General features: G+C 62.2%; 19 protein-coding genes. 8 read left to right on the forward strand and 11 right to left on the reverse strand.

The genetic code is table 11. From position 1 onward, the window contains the following. Positions 1–128: 128 nt before the first annotated feature. Positions 129–1,022 (reverse strand): LysR family transcriptional regulator, encoded by an 894-nt coding sequence (locus tag AB5975_02070; protein XDR20763.1) that lies wholly within the window; start codon positions 1,020–1,022, stop codon positions 129–131. A 225-nt stretch (positions 1,023–1,247) separates the two neighbouring features. Between AB5975_02070 and speB the strand changes: the two genes are divergently transcribed. Both speB and AB5975_02080 read left to right on the forward strand, forming a co-directional pair. Beyond that, complete coding sequence (gene speB / locus AB5975_02075; GenBank protein ID XDR20764.1) at positions 1,248–2,198, forward strand: agmatinase; 951 nt, start codon at positions 1,248–1,250, stop codon at positions 2,196–2,198. Positions 2,199–2,473: 275 nt separating this feature from the next. Then, entirely contained in the window at positions 2,474–3,853 is a 1,380-nt protein-coding gene (locus tag AB5975_02080; GenBank protein XDR20765.1) for a sodium:solute symporter, read from the forward strand. Between the two features lie 86 nt (positions 3,854–3,939). Here the strand turns inward: AB5975_02080 and AB5975_02085 are convergent, their stop codons facing one another. Further along, on the reverse strand, positions 3,940–4,068 hold the full coding sequence (locus tag AB5975_02085) for a PA1414 family protein (GenBank protein ID XDR20766.1): 129 nt from the start codon (positions 4,066–4,068) through the stop codon (positions 3,940–3,942). Positions 4,069–4,192: 124 nt separating this feature from the next. Beyond that, positions 4,193–5,086 (reverse strand): LysR substrate-binding domain-containing protein, encoded by an 894-nt coding sequence (locus tag AB5975_02090; protein ID XDR20767.1) that lies wholly within the window; start codon positions 5,084–5,086, stop codon positions 4,193–4,195. Positions 5,087–5,192: 106 nt separating this feature from the next. On the opposite strand from AB5975_02090, the gene AB5975_02095 reads away from it, so the two are divergent. Beyond that, positions 5,193–6,353, forward strand: coding sequence for an MFS transporter (locus tag AB5975_02095; protein ID XDR20768.1), 1,161 nt, complete (start codon positions 5,193–5,195; stop codon positions 6,351–6,353). Here AB5975_02095 and AB5975_02100 read toward each other — a convergent pair. Further along, on the reverse strand, positions 6,322–7,248 hold the full coding sequence (locus AB5975_02100) for a DMT family transporter (protein ID XDR20769.1): 927 nt from the start codon (positions 7,246–7,248) through the stop codon (positions 6,322–6,324). The genes AB5975_02095 and AB5975_02100 overlap by 32 nt on opposite strands. A gap of 105 nt (positions 7,249–7,353) precedes the next feature. Beyond that, positions 7,354–7,749 carry a transcriptional regulator gene (locus AB5975_02105; GenBank protein ID XDR20770.1) on the reverse strand — a complete coding sequence of 132 codons (396 nt, stop codon included), beginning with the start codon at positions 7,747–7,749 and terminating at the stop codon, positions 7,354–7,356. Between the two features lie 176 nt (positions 7,750–7,925). Here AB5975_02105 and AB5975_02110 point away from each other — a divergent pair, with 176 nt between their 5' ends. The 3 genes from AB5975_02110 (at position 7,926) to AB5975_02120 (ending at position 8,876) form a co-directional block, all read left to right on the forward strand. Beyond that, positions 7,926–8,228 (forward strand): type II toxin-antitoxin system RelE/ParE family toxin, encoded by a 303-nt coding sequence (locus AB5975_02110; protein XDR20771.1) that lies wholly within the window; start codon positions 7,926–7,928, stop codon positions 8,226–8,228. Next, the gene (locus AB5975_02115; GenBank protein XDR20772.1) at positions 8,221–8,514 is read left to right on the forward strand and encodes an addiction module antidote protein; all 294 of its coding nucleotides are present in this window, start codon (positions 8,221–8,223) and stop codon (positions 8,512–8,514) included. The genes AB5975_02110 and AB5975_02115 overlap by 8 nt, the downstream gene beginning before the upstream one ends. A gap of 89 nt (positions 8,515–8,603) precedes the next feature. Continuing rightward, positions 8,604–8,876, forward strand: a complete 273-nt coding sequence (locus tag AB5975_02120; GenBank protein XDR20773.1) for a hypothetical protein — start codon at positions 8,604–8,606, stop codon at positions 8,874–8,876. A gap of 122 nt (positions 8,877–8,998) precedes the next feature. On the opposite strand, the gene AB5975_02125 is transcribed toward AB5975_02120, so the two are convergent. After that, on the reverse strand, positions 8,999–10,360 hold the full coding sequence (locus tag AB5975_02125) for a DEAD/DEAH box helicase (GenBank protein ID XDR20774.1): 1,362 nt from the start codon (positions 10,358–10,360) through the stop codon (positions 8,999–9,001). Between the two features lie 103 nt (positions 10,361–10,463). Between AB5975_02125 and AB5975_02130 the strand changes: the two genes are divergently transcribed. Then, positions 10,464–11,765: a mechanosensitive ion channel family protein gene (locus AB5975_02130; protein XDR20775.1), complete on the forward strand. Its 1,302-nt coding sequence runs from the start codon at positions 10,464–10,466 to the stop codon at positions 11,763–11,765. A 16-nt stretch (positions 11,766–11,781) separates the two neighbouring features. Here the strand turns inward: AB5975_02130 and arfB are convergent, their stop codons facing one another. From arfB to AB5975_02155, 5 genes are all read right to left on the reverse strand, one after another. Further along, complete coding sequence (gene arfB, locus AB5975_02135) at positions 11,782–12,195, reverse strand: alternative ribosome rescue aminoacyl-tRNA hydrolase ArfB (protein ID XDR20776.1); 414 nt, start codon at positions 12,193–12,195, stop codon at positions 11,782–11,784. A 65-nt stretch (positions 12,196–12,260) separates the two neighbouring features. Next, complete coding sequence (locus tag AB5975_02140; protein ID XDR20777.1) at positions 12,261–13,196, reverse strand: AEC family transporter; 936 nt, start codon at positions 13,194–13,196, stop codon at positions 12,261–12,263. Between the two features lies 1 nt (position 13,197). Beyond that, a complete protein-coding gene (locus tag AB5975_02145) occupies positions 13,198–14,073 on the reverse strand; it encodes a carboxylate/amino acid/amine transporter (protein XDR20778.1) in 876 nt (291 codons plus the stop codon). A gap of 184 nt (positions 14,074–14,257) precedes the next feature. Further along, positions 14,258–14,857, reverse strand: a complete 600-nt coding sequence (locus tag AB5975_02150) for an FMN-dependent NADH-azoreductase (protein XDR20779.1) — start codon at positions 14,855–14,857, stop codon at positions 14,258–14,260. A 100-nt stretch (positions 14,858–14,957) separates the two neighbouring features. Continuing rightward, positions 14,958–15,281: a 3-phosphoglycerate kinase gene (locus AB5975_02155; protein ID XDR20780.1), complete on the reverse strand. Its 324-nt coding sequence runs from the start codon at positions 15,279–15,281 to the stop codon at positions 14,958–14,960. Between the two features lie 48 nt (positions 15,282–15,329). On the opposite strand from AB5975_02155, the gene AB5975_02160 reads away from it, so the two are divergent. Further along, complete coding sequence (locus AB5975_02160) at positions 15,330–16,253, forward strand: LysR family transcriptional regulator (protein XDR20781.1); 924 nt, start codon at positions 15,330–15,332, stop codon at positions 16,251–16,253. The last annotated feature ends 5 nt before the right edge of the window (positions 16,254–16,258 follow it).

Here is a 16,258-nt window from a genome sequence, read left to right on the forward strand (position 1 = left end):
TCCTTGCAGGATGAAATGAAGGGAAAATCATCAGCGCAAGTTGATGTGTAGCAGAGCGCTATCAGGATAGCGGTCAGCTTTTGCCAGAATTTAACGCCTCCCGACGGAATGCATGAATACGTCGCATCTCAGCCCACGTTGAGTTGGCTTTTCAGCAGGTCACGGAAGGTCTGGATCAACGGTTCACGGCTACGCCCACGGCGAATGATCAGCGAGAACGGGGCCTGGTAACCGAAGGTCGACGGCGACAGCACGCGCAAGTCGCCCTTGTCGACCCAGGCCTGGGCGTAGTGCTCGGGCAAGTAGCCGATGTAGGCGCCGGAAAGGATCAGGATCAACTGCGCCTCCATACTTTCCACTGTTGCCGCGCTGTGCTTGAAGCCATGCCGGGCCAGTTCGGCCTGGCTCCAGTAGCCGCGCCCGACCATGCGCTGCTGGGTCACCACCTGCTCGGGAATGCGCCGCTCGGTGTACAGCGGATGGCGGCTGCTGCAGTACAACCAATGCTGTTCACGGTACAGCGGCTGGTAAAGCAGCCCGCTCATGCGCGAAGAAAACGCGCCGATGGCCAGGTCCAGGCGGTTGTCCTGCACACCCAGTTGCAGCTCGTAAGGGCTGGACACCGACAGATGCAGGTGCACCGCCGGGTGTTCCTGGCTATAGGCCCCGATGGCCTCGGCCAGCGGCAAGGCACGGTCGCCGACCGTGGAGTCGATCACCCCAAGATTGAGGGTGCCGCGCAACTCGCCTTTGAGGGCGGCGGCATACTGCTCGAAGCCGTCCAGCTCGGCCAGCAGGCGCAGGGTTTCCTGATGGAACAGCTCGCCCTTGCTGGTCAGGCTGAAGCCCCCACGCCCACGGTGGCACAGCACGATACCCAAAGCACCCTCCAGCTGGCTCATGTAGGTGCTGATGGCCGAGGTGGACAGGTTCAGTTCGCGCTGGGCGTTGGCAAAGCCCTGGTGGCGCACCACGCTGATGAAGATGCGCAGCAGTTTCAGGTCGGGCAGGGTCGAGGCCATGGTGCAACGGTTCCACGAGGGTATTTGCGCGCAGTTTAACCGCTGCGCCAGCCTTTAGTTCAGAAAATCCTGAACTAAGTATTTGTCGGTAGCGATTCTTCCCGGGCACTACCTTGAGCAGACTTGGCCGAAATGTCCCTGCCCGCCGGCAAAACCACACTTGAAAGGCGCGCGGCGGCACAGGTTCGAACAAACAGAACAATCGACCGACTGATGAGGCCCACCGTGGACAAGACTCTCCACCAACCACTGGGCGGCAACGAAATGCCGCGTTTCGGCGGCATCGCCACCATGCTCCGTCTCCCCCACCTGCAAAGCGCCAAAGGCCTGGATGCCGCCTTCGTCGGCGTACCGTTGGACATCGGTACCTCGCTGCGTTCCGGCACCCGCTTCGGCCCACGGCAGATCCGCGCCGAGTCGGTGATGATCCGCCCCTACAACATGGCCACCGGTGCCGCCCCGTTCGACTCGCTGTCGGTAGCCGACATCGGTGACGTGGCAATCAACACCTTCAACCTGCTGGACGCCGTGCGCATCATCGAAGAGGCGTATGACGAGATCGTCGAGCACAACGTCATCCCCATGACCCTGGGTGGCGACCACACCATCACCCTGCCGATCCTGCGTGCGCTGCACAAGAAGCACGGCAAGATCGGCCTGGTACACATCGACGCCCACGCCGACGTCAACGACCACATGTTCGGCGAGAAGATCGCCCACGGCACCACCTTCCGCCGCGCCGTGGAAGAAGGCCTGCTCGATTGCGACCGCGTGGTACAGATCGGCCTGCGCGCCCAGGGCTACACCGCCGATGACTTCAACTGGAGCCGCCGCCAGGGCTTCCGCGTGGTTCAGGCCGAAGAGTGCTGGCACAAATCGCTGGAGCCACTGATGGCCGAAGTACGGGAAAAGGTCGGCGGCGGCCCGGTTTACCTGTCGTTCGACATCGACGGCATCGACCCGGCCTGGGCGCCCGGTACCGGCACCCCGGAAATTGGCGGCTTGACCACCATCCAGGCGATGGAGATCATTCGCGGCTGCCACGGCCTGGACCTGATCGGCTGTGACCTCGTCGAAGTCTCCCCGCCTTACGACACCACCGGCAACACCTCGCTGCTCGGTGCCAACCTGCTGTTCGAAATGCTCTGCGTGCTACCAGGCGTCGTGCGCCGCTGACCGACGGCCCTTTGTAGGAGCGGCCTTGTGTCGCGATCGGGCCGCAAAGCGGCCCCCGGTTTGTGGCCGTGATGCATAGATTGCCGGGGCCGCTCTGCGGCCCAATCGCGACACAAGGCCGCTCCTACAAAAGAGCTGGCAGTACTTGCAATACCCCGGCAGGAGCCATGAGGGAGGGCCACAGAGGCCCGCCAACAACACGACAAGACCGCCGGGCGCCGTAAGCCGCCCGCGTGGTCGATCTCGCCATAATAAAGATAATCGGGAGACCCCCAATGGCCTTGGACATCATTGTTGTAATGATCTACACCGCCGGCATGCTCGGGCTGGGCTGGTACGGCATGCGACGCGCGAAAACCCATGAAGACTACCTGGTAGCCGGGCGCAACCTCGGCCCGGTGCTGTACATGGGTACCATGGCCACCACCGTGCTCGGTGGCGCTTCTACCGTTGGCACTGTGCGCCTGGGCTACGTTCACGGCATTTCCGGTTTCTGGCTGTGCGCAGCCCTGGGCCTGGGCATCATCGCCATCAACCTGTTCCTGGCCAAACCGTTGCTGCGCCTGCGCATCTTCACCGTGACCCAGGTGCTTGAGCAACGCTACAACCCTACCGCACGTCAGGCCAGCGCCGTGATCATGCTGGCTTACGCGCTGATGATCGGCGTCACCTCGACCCTGGCCATGGCCACCGTATTGCAAGTGCTGCTGGACTTGCCGTTCTGGGCTTCGCTGCTGCTCGGCGGCGGTGTGGTGGTGCTGTATTCGACCATTGGCGGCATGTGGTCGCTGACCCTGACCGACATCGTCCAGTTCGTGATCAAGACCGTCGGCCTGATGTTCATCCTGCTGCCGGTGTGCCTGTACAAGGCCGGTGGCTGGGACACCCTGGTGGCCAAATTGCCAGCGGCCAGCTTCCAGCTGACCACCATTGGCTGGGACACCATCGTTACCTACTTCCTGATCTACTTCTTCGGCATTCTCATCGGCCAGGACATCTGGCAGCGTGTATTCACTGCTCGCGATGAAAAGGTCTGCCAGCGTGCCGGCACCGTCGCCGGTGTGTACTGTGTGGTGTACGGCCTGGCTTGCGCTGCCATCGGCATGGCGGCACATGTGCTGATGCCCGACCTGGCCAACCCGAACAACGCCTTTGCCGAGATGATCAAGAGCACCCTGCCCGATGGCATCCGTGGCCTGCTGATGGCCGCAGCACTGGCAGCCATGATGTCCACCGCCAGTGCCGGCCTGCTGGCCGCTTCGACCACTGTGACCGAAGACCTGCTGCCCAAGCTGCGTGGCGGCAAGCAATCGAGCCTGGGGCTCAGCCGCCTGTTCACCCTGCTCACCGGCCTGGTGGTGCTGGGCATCGCGCTGATGGTGAACGATGTGATCAACGCCCTGACCCTGGCCTACAACCTGCTGGTCGGCGGCATGCTGATCCCGCTGATCGGGGCAATCTTCTGGAAACGTGCGACCACTGCCGGTGCGATTGCCAGCATGTCGCTGGGCTTTGCCACTGCGCTGCTGTTCATGTTCAAGGACGGGCTGGAGGCCAATACACCGATCTACTACAGCCTGGCGATTGGCTTGGTGAGTTTTGTGGTGGTTAGCCTGATGTCGCGCAAACCAGTCGGTGCAGTGAATCTGGCCTGATAGGTATCGCCTGCACTGGCAATAGACAATCAGCAGACACTAAAAGGCCGCTGCACCCACCCAGGTGCAGCGGCCTTTGTCTTTAATCAGCGACGACGCGGTTGGCGCTTGCGCTGCTCTTCATCAGTCGGGATCGGCACCGGCTGCAAGGGTGGTGGAATCAGCCCCAAGGCGACCGCCAGGTCGTGGAGCCAGTTTGACAGTGGTTTATTCATAATGCCCCCTTGACGGGTCAACCTCACGGCGAATCAATCCTGCGATGCTTCATACAGATCATAGCCCGATGTCCTGTATTACGCATGCCTCTGCTCCTACAGATAAGGGCCATTTTGACGCGGATCAAGCCGTGGCGGCGCATTCCGACGACTGGCTAATCGTTTCGCTTTGTTGCAGGTCGATCCATGCCTGCAGATTAGCCCCGCGCATCCCTTGACGCCACATAAGCCAGGTAACCGCCTGGTCGAACGGCGCCTGCAGCGGGTGTACCCTCACCCGGTCGCGCCCGGGCAGGCTGTCGAGCATCGACTGGGCCATCATCGCCACACCCGCACCGGCGATTACACAGGCCAGCATGCTCTGGTACGACTCGATCTCCATCACCCGGCCCATCGGCGTATGGGCATGGGCATACCACGCCTCCAGACGCATGCGGTACGAGCAGCCCTGACGGAAGGTGAACACCGCCTTGCCTGCCACGTCCTTGGCAGTATGCACCGCCGGGTGCTCGGGGCTGGTGATCAGCACCAGTTGCTCATCGCACAGCGGCACGCCATCCAGCCCCGCCAGGTTCAGCGGCCCATCCACCAGAGCGGCATCCAGGCGGTGGCTGAGCAGGCCTTCGAGCAGCTCGCCGCTGGGTGCGGCGCGCACTTGCAGGTTCACTGCCGGGTATGCCTGGTGATAACGCGCCAGCAATGCCGGCAGATGGGTCGCCGCCGTGCTGTACATGGTCCCAAGCACGAAGTCCCCGGCCGGCTCACCGCCTCGCACGGCAGCCAGCGCCTCGTCGCGCAGGGCCGACATGCGGTGGGCATAGTCCAGAAGCACCTTGCCCGCAGGCGACAGCTGCAAACGCTGGCGTTCGCGCAGGAACAGCTCGACACCCAGTTGCTCCTCAAGCTGGCGCAAACGTGTCGAGAGGTTCGATGGCACCCGGTGCAAGCGTTCGGCGGCACGGGTGACCGAGCCTTCCTCGGCTACGGCTTGAAAGATACGCAGTTGGCTGAACTCCACAGCATTCTCCAAAACAGAACAACTTGATCATCATTATTCAATTTTATTGAAAATGAAATCGCCCTAACCTGCCAACCATCGCTTACATCCGTGCAGGAGACCTGTCATGTCGCCACTCATTCAACTGCTGGCCAGCGCCGTGGCGCTGATGATGGCCATGGGCATCGGCCGTTTCGCCCTCACCCCGCAATTGCCACAACTGATTGCCGAAGGCCAGTTCGACCTGACAGTCGCAGGGCTGGTGGCGGCGGCCAACTACCTGGGCTATTTCATAGGCGCGGTGGACGCCATGTTCGCTCGCTCGCCAGGCCAGGTGCGTCTGCGCCTGCATGGCGGGCTGTGGTTGTGCGTGCTGTTGACACTGGCCTCTTGGGCTGCCGAAGGCTTCTGGGGCCACCTGCTGCTGCGCTTTGGCACCGGCGTGGCCAGTGCCTGGGTGCTGGTGATGATCACCAGCCTCAGCCAACAGGTGGCCAATGCCCACAACCGCCAACGGCTAGGTGCCCTGGTGTTTGCAGGGCCCGGCCTGGGCATCGCCGTGACGGGGCTGTTGGCACTGGTGGCGCATCTGTTGGGGCTGGGCTCGGCAGCACTGTGGCTGATCTATGCCGTGGCTGCACTGGTGATGCTGCTGGCCGTGCGGCCCTGGCTGCCACGGTCGCTGCAAGCCGCGCCAGCTCCGTCGCCAGAGCAGCAAGGCCCGACCCGCAGCGGCGGCATTGGCCGCCTGGGGCTGGTGTATGCACTGTATGGCGTGGGTTACATCCTGCCGGCCACCTTCCTGTCACAGATGGCCAATCAGCAATTTCGCGGGCAGTGGCTGGCCGACCTGTTCTGGCCGGCGTTCGGCCTGGCGGCGGCGCTGGGTGTGCTGTTGGTGAGCCTGCGCCGTGGCAGTAGCACCGCGCGCTGGCTCGCGGCCACCCTGTGGTTGCAAGGGCTGGGCGTGCTGGCCTGCCTGATGGGCGGAGGCATCGGGTTGGCGCTGGGTGTAGTGCTGTGCGGCGGGCCATTCCTGGCCTGCATGCAATTGGTGATGCAGCGCTCGCGGGAGCTGGCACCACATGCCACCCAGCGCAATGCCGGGCTGCTGACCGCGTGCTTTGCCCTGGGGCAGTTGAGCGGGCCGTTGCTGGCGGCGCTCAGCAGCCATTACAGCGGCGGGCTACAGCCGGCGCTGATGCTGGCTGCAGCCGGGTTGGTAGTGGCCGGGGGGCTAGTGCGAATGGCCCGTACTAGCCTACAAACCGCCGCAACTGCTGCTTAACCCAAGGCTCGGCACTCACCAGAATCACCCCCAGCAGCACCATCAACGCCCCAACCACAAAATTCACGCTCAGTGGCTCATCGAGCAGCAATACACCAAACGTCACCCCGAACAGCGGGGTAATGAACGAAAACACCGCCAAGTTCGACGCCAGGTATTTGCGCAGCAACCAGAACCAGGTGAGATAGCTGATGAACGACACCACAATCCCTTGGAACAGCACGCTGCCCATCGCCAGCGGCGTCAGCGACACCGCGCCGATCTGCCCGCTGAGCAGGGCAATCAACAGCAGCCCGGCAAAACCGACCGCCAACTGATAGAACAGGGTCAAGGTGGCTGGCGCCTCCGAAAGCCGTGAACAGCGCACCACCACCGTGGTCGCGCCCCAGGCCAGCCCGGCGATCACGCCAAACGCATCACCCAACAGGGTACGGCCATCCATGTGTTCGAACGACATGCCACCGGCAAAGGCCATGGCGATACCACCGAAGGCCAGCAAAATGCCCACCCACTGCAGCAGCCGCAGGCGTTCGCTGGGTAGCCGAAAATGCAGGCCCAATGCGGTAAATACGGGCGCGGTATAGAGGAACACCGACATATGCGCCGCCGAAGTCAGTTTCAGGCCCTCGGCAATGAACAGGAACTCCACGCCGAACAGCCCGCCTGCCACCAGCCCGGCGCGCCAGGTGCTGCCGACCTGCTCCCAACCGCCACGCCAGCACAGCATCAGGCCCACCAGCACGGCAGCGATACCGTTGCGCAGCGCAGCCTGCATCACCGGGGCGATGTCGACAGCAGCGGTCTTGATCAGCACCTGCTGGCAACCCCAGATCAGGCACAGCCCCAGCATCACCTGGAATGCAAAGGCGTCTGGGTTCTTGCGGACCGCGCTCATAAGCGGGCCTCTGGGGTCGTCGTGGGCATGGGCAAGGCTCGGCAGCGTTCAGAAGCTACCGATTATCGGGTTTCCAGCGCCGCACTTGCCAGCCTTAAAACGACATCAAGCAATCTGTGCCTTCGCAGATACCCGTTCGAACGTCGCTTCGTCCAAGGCATCTTCCTGCTCATCCAGCACTTGGCGCGGGTGCTCGAAGCCGGGGATGCTGCTGTCGATCAGGCTCATCAAGCGCGAACCGCGTTCGGTCAGCACGAAGTTTTCTCCATTGCCGCCGTCGTCTTCGTGCCGGCTCTCGATAAAGCCACGCTCGAACAGCAGCTTTTCATACTCGCAGGCGCGGGTTTTCAGGTGGTCCAAGTCGCCCAGTGGCTCACCCTTGGCGGCCAGCGCTGCGGCATGCTGCTCGGCATAAGGGCGGGGCGTGAAGCTGTGACCGGCGCCATTCTGCACTTCGTGCAGCAAGCGTTCGATCAGGTCCCAGTCGTAGGCGATGCTCATGTTGATGGGCTCCTGCTGTAGACGGAAGGGGTACACAGGTTGGGACCTGCCGGTGAGGACGGTGTTCCGAAAAATGAACGCTGGAAGAAATGCCATTGCTAGAAGCCGCTTAGGCGGCAACAGGCAGAAACCATTTGCTGACTTGCCGCCTGTAGTTTATAAACTACATTCACTCGATGAAGAAAATCGAATCCAGCAGTTTCAGACATTGGGTGACCGGCCTGCGGGACAGCAGCGCCAGAGCCCGCATCATTTCTCGGATCAACCGGTTAATGGAGGGTTTACCTGGCGACGTATCTCCGGTTGGCCATGGCGTCAGTGAACTCAGGATTCACTACGGGCCTGGCTACCGGGTGTACTTCCATCAGACGGGCAACACTTTCGTCATTCTGTTATGTAGTGGCGACAAAAGCAGCCAACAGCGTGACATCAAGGCAGCCCACCAGATTCTGCGTTCGTGGAGGATGCAAAATGACTGAAACCTTTTCCGAATTCGACCCCGCCGAGTACCTCACAACGCCCGAAGCAATCGCGCAGTTCATGACCGACGCACTTGAGACTGGCGATGCCGGCTATGTTGCCAAAGCGGTTGGCGTGGTGGCCCGTGCAAAGGGCATGAGCGAACTGGCCAAAGAAACTGGCCTGTCTCGCGAACAGCTCTACCGCTCTTTCAGCGAGCACGGCAACCCGACCCTGAAGTCGTTCCTGACCGTAATGAAGGCATTAGGCATAGACATGACGGCGCGCCCCCACCTTGCTGGCTGAGTGACTGTTTCCGCCATCGGTCGTTAACGCTGAACTACCACGCCCCTTTAGCCCTCCACCGCGCATAGCCACCGCTGGAGGTAGAAAGGATGAAACCGCTACTGCCCATTGCCTGCGCCACAGCCCTGCTCTGCGCCCTGCCCGCCTGGGCCTGCACACCGGAAGAAGCAACGCAAAAACGTGAAGAGCTTGCCGGGTTGGTCACGCAATTGACCGAACAAAACCCGCAGAAGGCCAAGGAGATCAATGACGAGCTTCAGGGGATGGATTTGGAGACGGCGAGCAAGGACTTGCCCGACAAGTGTCAGCTGATCGATCAGCGGATCAAGGAATTGAAAACGGCAGAGAAGAAGGCCGATTAGTGGCCGCCTGCGCCCCTCTCGCAGGCAAACCCGCCCCCACAGGAACAACACAGCCATCAGAACCCGTGATGTTCTTGTGGGAGCTGGCTTGCCCGCGAAGAAGCCAGTACACCTACTGAAATTTACTCGGCAGCAGGCTTACGCTTCTTGAGCGGCGCCAGGCCATCAGCGCTGGCCAGCGGTGCGTTGGCCCTCGGCTTGGCGGTTGGCTTGCGCTTGGCGGCAGCCTTCTTGTCACCGGTCTTCTTGTCAACTTTCTTCTTCTTGGCCCCAACAGCCTTGCCCGAAGCCTTGACCTTCTTCGGCCCGCTGTAAGTGCCCTTCACTTCCTTGATCACCCGGCGCTCGAACTGCTGCTTGAGGTAGCGCTCGATGCTCGACATCAGGTTCCAGTCGTTGTGGGTGATCAGCGAGATCGCCAGGCCTTCACCACCGGCACGGCCAGTGCGGCCCACACGGTGTACGTACTCGTCACCGCTGCGTGGCATGTCGAAGTTGATCACCAGGTCCAGGCCGTCGATGTCCAGGCCACGGGCTGCCACGTCGGTGGCTACCAGTACCTTGGAGCTGCCCTGTTTGAAGCGCTCGATGGCCAACTTGCGGTCCTTCTGGTCTTTCTCGCCATGCAGCACGAAGGCTTTCACGTCCTTGGCCACCAGGTGACCGTAGATGCGGTCGGCCATGGCGCGGGTGTTGGTGAAGATAATCGCCTTGTCGAAGGTTTCGTTGGCCAGCAGCCACTGGGCGATCTGCTCTTTGTGCTGGTCGTGGTCGGCGGTGATGATCTGCTGGCGGGTGCCTTCGGCCAGTTGCGAAACACTGTTGAGCATCAGGTGCTCAGGGTCTTTCAGCACTTTGCCGATGATGTCGCGCAGGGCCGCGCCACCGGTAGTGGCGGAGAACAGCAGGGTCTGCTCGCGGTTCTCGCACTCCTTGCACAGGCGCTCCATGTCTTCGGCAAAGCCCATGTCGAGCATGCGGTCGGCTTCGTCGAGGATCAGCACCTTCACATGGGACAGGTCGAGGTTGCCGGCATTCAGTTGCTCAAGCAGGCGGCCCGGGGTGCCGATCAGCACGTCCGGCACTTTGCGCAGCATGGCGGCCTGTTCCTTGAAGTCTTCGCCGCCGGTGACCAGGCCCGACTTGATGTAGGTGAACTGCGAGAACAGCTGTACCTGCTTGAGGGTTTGCTGGGCCAGTTCGCGGGTCGGCAGCAGGATCAGCGCGCGGATTTCGACACGCGGGCCGCTCAGGTCGACCAGACGGTTGAGCAGCGGCAGCACGAAAGCCGCGGTCTTGCCGCTGCCGGTCTGCGCGGTCACGCGCAGGTCACGCCCTTGCAGGGCCAGGGGGATGGCCGCGGCCTGCACCGGGGTTGGCTCGACAAATTTAAGCTCGGCCACGGCTTTAAGCAGGCGTTCATGCAGGGCGAATTGGGAGAACACGGAGGTAACCTCAGGCAAGTGCGGGAAATTCAGTTGCATAGGGTAACGTTTTCTGCCGCCTTAGCCGAATTTCTTTTGGCAACTTTGTCGCCATCCGCGCTCTAATGATGCTTCGTTTCGCAACAAGACTGTACGCAAGCCCATGGATATACAAAGAATCTGGCGTGACTCCCTCGACCTGTGGGGCACCCTCGACCAACATCCCATGTTGCACGCTGCCATCGGCTTGGCGGTGTTGCTGCTGATTTCTCTGGTGGTCGGCCGCCTGGCGCGCTTCCTCATGCTGCACGGCGCGCGCCTGCTGGCCCGCCAGCCAGCGCTGAAGTGGCTGGACGACCTGCGCCACAACAAGGTGTTCCACCGCCTGGCGCAAACCACCCCGTCGCTGGTACTGCAGTTCGGCCTGAAGCTGGTGCCGGAGCTGTCCGACACCGCCCAGCACTTCCTCGGCAATGTCGCCCTGGCGTTTACCCTGCTGTTCATGACCATGGCGCTGTCGTGCCTGCTGGATGCCCTGCTCGACATCTATGCTCGCACCGAACACGCCCGCACCCGCTCGATCAAGGGCTACGTGCAACTGGCCAAGATGATGTTGTGGATCTTCGCCTCGATCGTCATCGTCGCCACCCTGATCGACCGTTCGCCGTTGCTGCTGCTGTCGGGTCTGGGTGCCATGTCGGCGGTGCTGCTGTTGGTGTACAAGGACACCCTGCTGTCGTTCGTCGCCAGCGTGCAGTTGACCAGCAACGACATGCTGCATGTGGGTGACTGGATCGAAATGCCGCAGGTAGGTGCCGATGGTGACGTGGTGGATATCACCCTGCACACGGTGAAGGTGCAGAACTTCGACAAGACCATCGTTTCCATCCCCACCTGGCGCCTGATGAGCGAGTCGTTCCGCAACTATCGCGGCATGCAGCAATCCGGGGGCCGGCGAATCAAACGCAGCCTGTTCATCGATGCCGCCGGCGTGCGCTTCCTTACCCGCGAAGAGGAACAGCGCCTGAGCCAGGTTCAGTTGCTTGGCGATTACCTGGCAGGCAAGCGCCAGGAGCTGCAGAACTGGAACGAAGCCCTGGGGCCTGTCGCCGAGCTGTCGGCCAATCGCCGCAAGCTGACCAACATCGGCACCTTCCGCGCGTTTGCCCTGGCTTACCTGAAGAACCACCCCAACGTTCACCCGAACATGACCTGCATGGTGCGGCAGATGCAGACCACCGCCGAAGGCGTGCCGCTGGAAATCTACTGCTTCACCACCACCACGGCATGGGCGGAGTATGAGCGGATCCAGGGGGATATCTTCGACTACCTGCTGGCGGTGTTGCCAGAGTTCGGCTTGAGCCTGTATCAGCAGCCGAGCGGCAATGACATGCGGGTGGGGTTGAGCGGGCGTTTGGCGCAAGAGCCTGTCCAGCATCGCCTGGAACAGCTGAGCGAAGCTTGAGATTACCGGGGCTGCACTAGAAGTCCACCTTGCCCCTGCCCGCCTTGACAGTGCTCCGCCTGGCTTTCCCTTCAAGGCGGCGGGTCTTCGAGCCGAGGGTGGGCTTGGTGGGGCGGCGTTTCTTCTCGGTCTTGGTGGCCGCGATGATCAACTCGGCAAGACGCGCCAGGGCGTCAGCGCGGTTTTGGTCCTGGGTGCGGTACTGTTGGGCCTTGATGATCAACACGCCGTCGCCGGTGATGCGATTGTCACGCAGCGCCAACAGCCGTTCCTTGTAGAACTCGGGCAGTGACGAGGCCGGAATGTCGAAGCGCAGGTGCACGGCGCTGGACACCTTGTTGACATTCTGCCCACCCGCGCCTTGCGCACGGATGTAGGTCAGTTCGATGTCGGCATCCGGCAGATGCACATTGTTGGAGATGGTCAGCATGATAAGGCCCCTGTGATTGCCCCCATTATCACAGCCTGCGCCGCGCGGCCATAGTACAGCAGCCGCTACCCCGCATACCCCAGCAGGTACAGCAACCCGGTCAAGGTCACCAGCGACGCCACCGTCGACAGCAGGATCGTGCGCGAAATCAGCCCCGCCTCACGGTTGTAATACTCCGCCAGCATGAACGGGCCGGTCCCGGTCGGCAGCGCTGCCAGCAGCACCGCCGAAGCCGCCCACATGCTCGGCAGGCTGAACACCTTGTACGCCAGCACCCAGGTCAGCGCCGGCTGCCCCACCAGTTTCATGACCACCAGCGGCCATGGGCTGGCCTGCGCACCTGGGCGCTTTTCGGCCAGGAAGGCGCCCAACGACACCAGCGCGCACGGCGTGGTCGCCAACGCCAGCATGTCGAGAAAATGCATCACCGGCTCTGCCAATCCCCAGCCAGACACCGCCCAGGCCGCCCCCGCCAATGGCGAGATCACCAACGGATTCTTCGCCAGCGCCTTGCCAACCACCACGATGGCGCGGCCGATTTGCCGTTCTTCCTGCAGCCCGACCTCGATCAGCGTCAGGGAAATGGCAAACACCAGGCACACCACGATCAAAGAGGAGATCAGCGCCGGCTGCAAGCCCGCCTGGCCGAACAGCAGCAGGCACAACGGGATGCCTATATAGCCGGTGTTGGCATACCCGGCACTGAGCCCGTCGATGCTCGACGCCACCAGGCCATGGCCACTGGTCAAGCGCCACAGCAAGGTGATTACGAACATGGCCAGGGCCCCCGCGACGAAGGCTGCGATGAACCCCGGGTGCCAGATCTCGCTCCAGGTGGCAGTGGCCGTCACCTTGAACAGCAACGCCGGCAGGCACAGCCAGACCACCATCTTGTTGATTTCGGCGGCGGCCTTGTCGCCCAGCTTGTTGGTTTTGCGGCACAAGTAGCCGACCAGAATCAAGGCGAAAATCGGTGCGACGATGACGAAGATGGTGTGCATGTCAGGCCTTGCCGGCCATCGGCGCCTGCGCACGGCCACCCAGGCGGCTCAGCCACACCGACGCCAGGATGATCCCGCCGCCGATGAACAGCCGCCCCAGCGGCTCGTGCTGGTTCCAGATCAGCAGGTTCAGCAGCAGCCCGACCGGCACATGCAGGTTGTTCATCACCGCCAGTGTGCCGCCAGAAACCAGGCATGCGCCCTTGTTCCACCAGTACAGCCCCAGCGCGGTCGGGCACAGGCCCAGGAACAGCAGCACCAGCCATTGCACATCGGTGCTCGGCAGGTGTTGCGTGTTGCCGAACAACAAAAAGGCCGGTAGCACCACCAGCAAGGCGCCGAGGTAGAAATAGCCAAAGCGGGCGTAGTGCGGTAGGTCGCTGGGGTAGCGCGCAACCAGGTGGCGGTACAGCACCTGGCCGGCGGCATAGGTGAAGTTGGCCAGCTGCAGCAACAGGAAGCCGATGAAGAACTCGCCGCTGATGCTGTCGAAGCGGATCACCCCGGCGCCCGCCACCGCAACCAGCGCGGCCAGCAGCGCCCAAGGGTTGAAGCGCCGGTTCATGGCGTCTTCGATCAGGGTCACATGCAACGGCGTGAGAATGGTGAACAGCAGCACCTCTGGCACCGTGAGCACGCGGAAACTCAGGTACAGGCAGACGTAGGTGATGCCGTACTGCAGCGCGCCGATCAGCAGCATCGAGCGCATGAAGCGCGGCTCGACCTGGCGCCAGCGGGTCAGCGGCAGGAACACGAGGCCCGCCAACAGTACCCGTGCGAGCACAGCGAAGTAGCTGTCGACGTGCCCGGCCAGGTACTCGCCGATCAGGCTGAAGGAAAACGCCTGGATCAGCGCGACGATTATCAGGTAGCCCATGGTTGCCTCTCGTGAATCAAGGCCGCGACCTTAGCGGGTTGCGGCAAATGAGTTCAACCATGAGGAATGTAGGGGCTGCACTGGCCTGCACAAAATGCCGGGCAAAAAAAAACCGGCCATGCAGGCCGGGCAGATACACCCAAAGGAGCAACAACAGGTGTCAGGGTTGGGAATTCAGTGAATCTCAGGCTACCGCCGCCAGCTTGGCCTTGGCCTGGTTGAGGCCCTTCTCGTGGAATTCGCCGCTCATGTTCAGGCCTTCGGCATGGATGAAGTCGACATCATGAATACCGATGAAGGCCATCACCTGGCGCAGGTACGGTTCCTGGTGGTCGCTGCTGGCACCGGCATGGATACCGCCGCGGGCAGTCAGGACGATGGCGCGCTTGCCGGTCAGCAGGCCTTGTGGGCCAGTAGGCGTGTACTTGAAGGTGATGCCGGCGCGCAGCACATGGTCCAACCAGGCCTTGAGGGTGCTGGGGATGGTGAAGTTGTACATCGGTGCGGCCATCACCAGCACGTCGGCTGCCAGCAACTCATCAGTCAATTCGTTGGATCGGGCCAGGGCATCCAATTCGGCGGCGCTGCGCTGTTCTTCGGGTTTCATCCAGCCACCCAGCAGGTTGGCATCCAGATGCGGCACCGGGTTGACCGCCAGGTCGCGCACCGTGATCTGATCGGCCGGGTGAGCAGCCTGCCATTGCTGGATGAAATCAGCGGTCAGCTGACGGGAAACGGAATCCTGCTGGCGGGCGCTGCTTTCGATGATCAGTACGCGGGACATGGGGTGCCTCCATCGGCAAATAGGGTTGCGATTCGATGGAGGTGAGATTAAGGCTTGACCTATCGATAAAAAAGCGTAAAAAGTGGGTTCAATCAATCGATTAATCAGTTTGTTCCGCGCTGCAGCTCAAGGCGATCCGCAGCTTGATGATCTGCCGATTGAATTTGGCGGTGACATCGACGCTTTTACCGGCCGGTACGTTCACCCGTCGCACGCGCGGTGCCTCCGGGCCATTGCGAAAGGTCACCTTGCACGCCGCCGGGACCTGCCCATAGTTGTTGAGGGTGATGGCGCCGATGTCGTAGGCCGTGTCATAGGCGGTGTAGTCGAGCTTGACCCCGGTCAGCTCTTTCTCCACATCGATGGGGTACGCCATGGCCGCGAGGGGCAGGCACATAAGTATTGCCGCACAACATTTCTTCATCGGCCGCTCTCCTTGAAAGAGCGCAGCTTAGGACAACAGGAGCGAAAGATGAAAGCGCCGCGCGTAACCCTAGACCAGTGGCGAACCCTGCAAGCAGTGGTCGATCACGGCGGGTTTGCCCAGGCCGCCGAGGCGTTGCACCGCTCGCAGTCCTCGGTCAGCTACACCGTGGCCCGCATGCAAGAGCAACTGGGTGTGCCGCTGTTGCGCATCGATGGCCGCAAGGCGGTGCTGACCGAGGCCGGCAATGTGCTGCTGCGCCGCTCGCGCCACCTGGTCAAGCAGGCCAGCCAGCTCGAAGACCTTGCCCACCACATGGAACAGGGCTGGGAAGCCGAAGTGCGCCTGGTGGTCGATGCCGCCTACCCCAGTGCCCGCCTGGTGCGCGCGCTGGCCGCATTCATGCCACAGAGCCGCGGCTGCCGGGTGCGCCTGCGTGAAGAAGTGCTGTCTGGCGTAGAAGAAGTGATGCACGAAGGCATCGCCGACCTGGCCATCAGCAGTTACAGCATCGGCGGCTACCTGGGCGCCGAACTGAGCGCGGTCGAGTTTGTCGCCGTCGCTCACCCCGAACACAGCCTGCACCGCCTGGGCCGCGAACTGACCTTCCAGGACCTGGAAAGCCAACTGCAGGTGGTGATCCGCGACTCCGGCCGCGCCCAGCCACGCGACGTCGGCTGGCTGGGTGCCGAACAACGCTGGACCGTCGGCAGCCTGGGCACCGCTGCCACCTTCGTCAGCAGCGGCCTGGGCTTTGCCTGGCTGCCCCGGCACATGATCGAGCGTGAACTGCGCGAAGGCGTGCTCAAGCCTTTACCGCTAGATCAGGGTGGCAGCCGTCACCCGCTGTTCTACCTTTATTCGAGCAAAGAGAAGACCCTGGGCCCGGCTACGCAGATTCTCATCGACCTGCTGCGCAATTTCGACACCGCGCCACTGGACGTGCCCTTCGCAGCCCCCCCACAAGCTTGAGAGGA

This window comes from Pseudomonas putida (assembly GCA_041071465.1).
Classification (GTDB): Bacteria; Pseudomonadota; Gammaproteobacteria; order Pseudomonadales; family Pseudomonadaceae; genus Aquipseudomonas; species Aquipseudomonas putida_P.

Excerpts from the sequence above, each read along its gene's own strand:
- AB5975_02070 (XDR20763.1), bottom strand. The coding sequence starts at position 1,022 with ATGGCCTCGACCCTGCCCGACCTGAAACTGCTGCGCATCTTCATCAGC.
- AB5975_02080 (XDR20765.1), top strand. The coding sequence starts at position 2,474 with ATGGCCTTGGACATCATTGTTGTAATGATCTACACCGCCGGCATGCTC.
- AB5975_02085 (XDR20766.1), bottom strand. The coding sequence starts at position 4,068 with ATGAATAAACCACTGTCAAACTGGCTCCACGACCTGGCGGTCGCCTTG.
- AB5975_02095 (XDR20768.1), top strand. The coding sequence starts at position 5,193 with ATGTCGCCACTCATTCAACTGCTGGCCAGCGCCGTGGCGCTGATGATG.
- AB5975_02100 (XDR20769.1), bottom strand. The coding sequence starts at position 7,248 with ATGAGCGCGGTCCGCAAGAACCCAGACGCCTTTGCATTCCAGGTGATG.
- AB5975_02105 (XDR20770.1), bottom strand. The coding sequence starts at position 7,749 with ATGAGCATCGCCTACGACTGGGACCTGATCGAACGCTTGCTGCACGAA.
- AB5975_02110 (XDR20771.1), top strand. The coding sequence starts at position 7,926 with ATGAAGAAAATCGAATCCAGCAGTTTCAGACATTGGGTGACCGGCCTG.
- AB5975_02115 (XDR20772.1), top strand. The coding sequence starts at position 8,221 with ATGACTGAAACCTTTTCCGAATTCGACCCCGCCGAGTACCTCACAACG.
- AB5975_02120 (XDR20773.1), top strand. The coding sequence starts at position 8,604 with ATGAAACCGCTACTGCCCATTGCCTGCGCCACAGCCCTGCTCTGCGCC.
- AB5975_02125 (XDR20774.1), bottom strand. The coding sequence starts at position 10,360 with ATGCAACTGAATTTCCCGCACTTGCCTGAGGTTACCTCCGTGTTCTCC.
- AB5975_02130 (XDR20775.1), top strand. The coding sequence starts at position 10,464 with ATGGATATACAAAGAATCTGGCGTGACTCCCTCGACCTGTGGGGCACC.
- arfB (XDR20776.1), bottom strand. The coding sequence starts at position 12,195 with ATGCTGACCATCTCCAACAATGTGCATCTGCCGGATGCCGACATCGAA.
- AB5975_02140 (XDR20777.1), bottom strand. The coding sequence starts at position 13,196 with ATGCACACCATCTTCGTCATCGTCGCACCGATTTTCGCCTTGATTCTG.
- AB5975_02145 (XDR20778.1), bottom strand. The coding sequence starts at position 14,073 with ATGGGCTACCTGATAATCGTCGCGCTGATCCAGGCGTTTTCCTTCAGC.
- AB5975_02150 (XDR20779.1), bottom strand. The coding sequence starts at position 14,857 with ATGTCCCGCGTACTGATCATCGAAAGCAGCGCCCGCCAGCAGGATTCC.
- AB5975_02155 (XDR20780.1), bottom strand. The coding sequence starts at position 15,281 with ATGAAGAAATGTTGTGCGGCAATACTTATGTGCCTGCCCCTCGCGGCC.
- AB5975_02160 (XDR20781.1), top strand. The coding sequence starts at position 15,330 with ATGAAAGCGCCGCGCGTAACCCTAGACCAGTGGCGAACCCTGCAAGCA.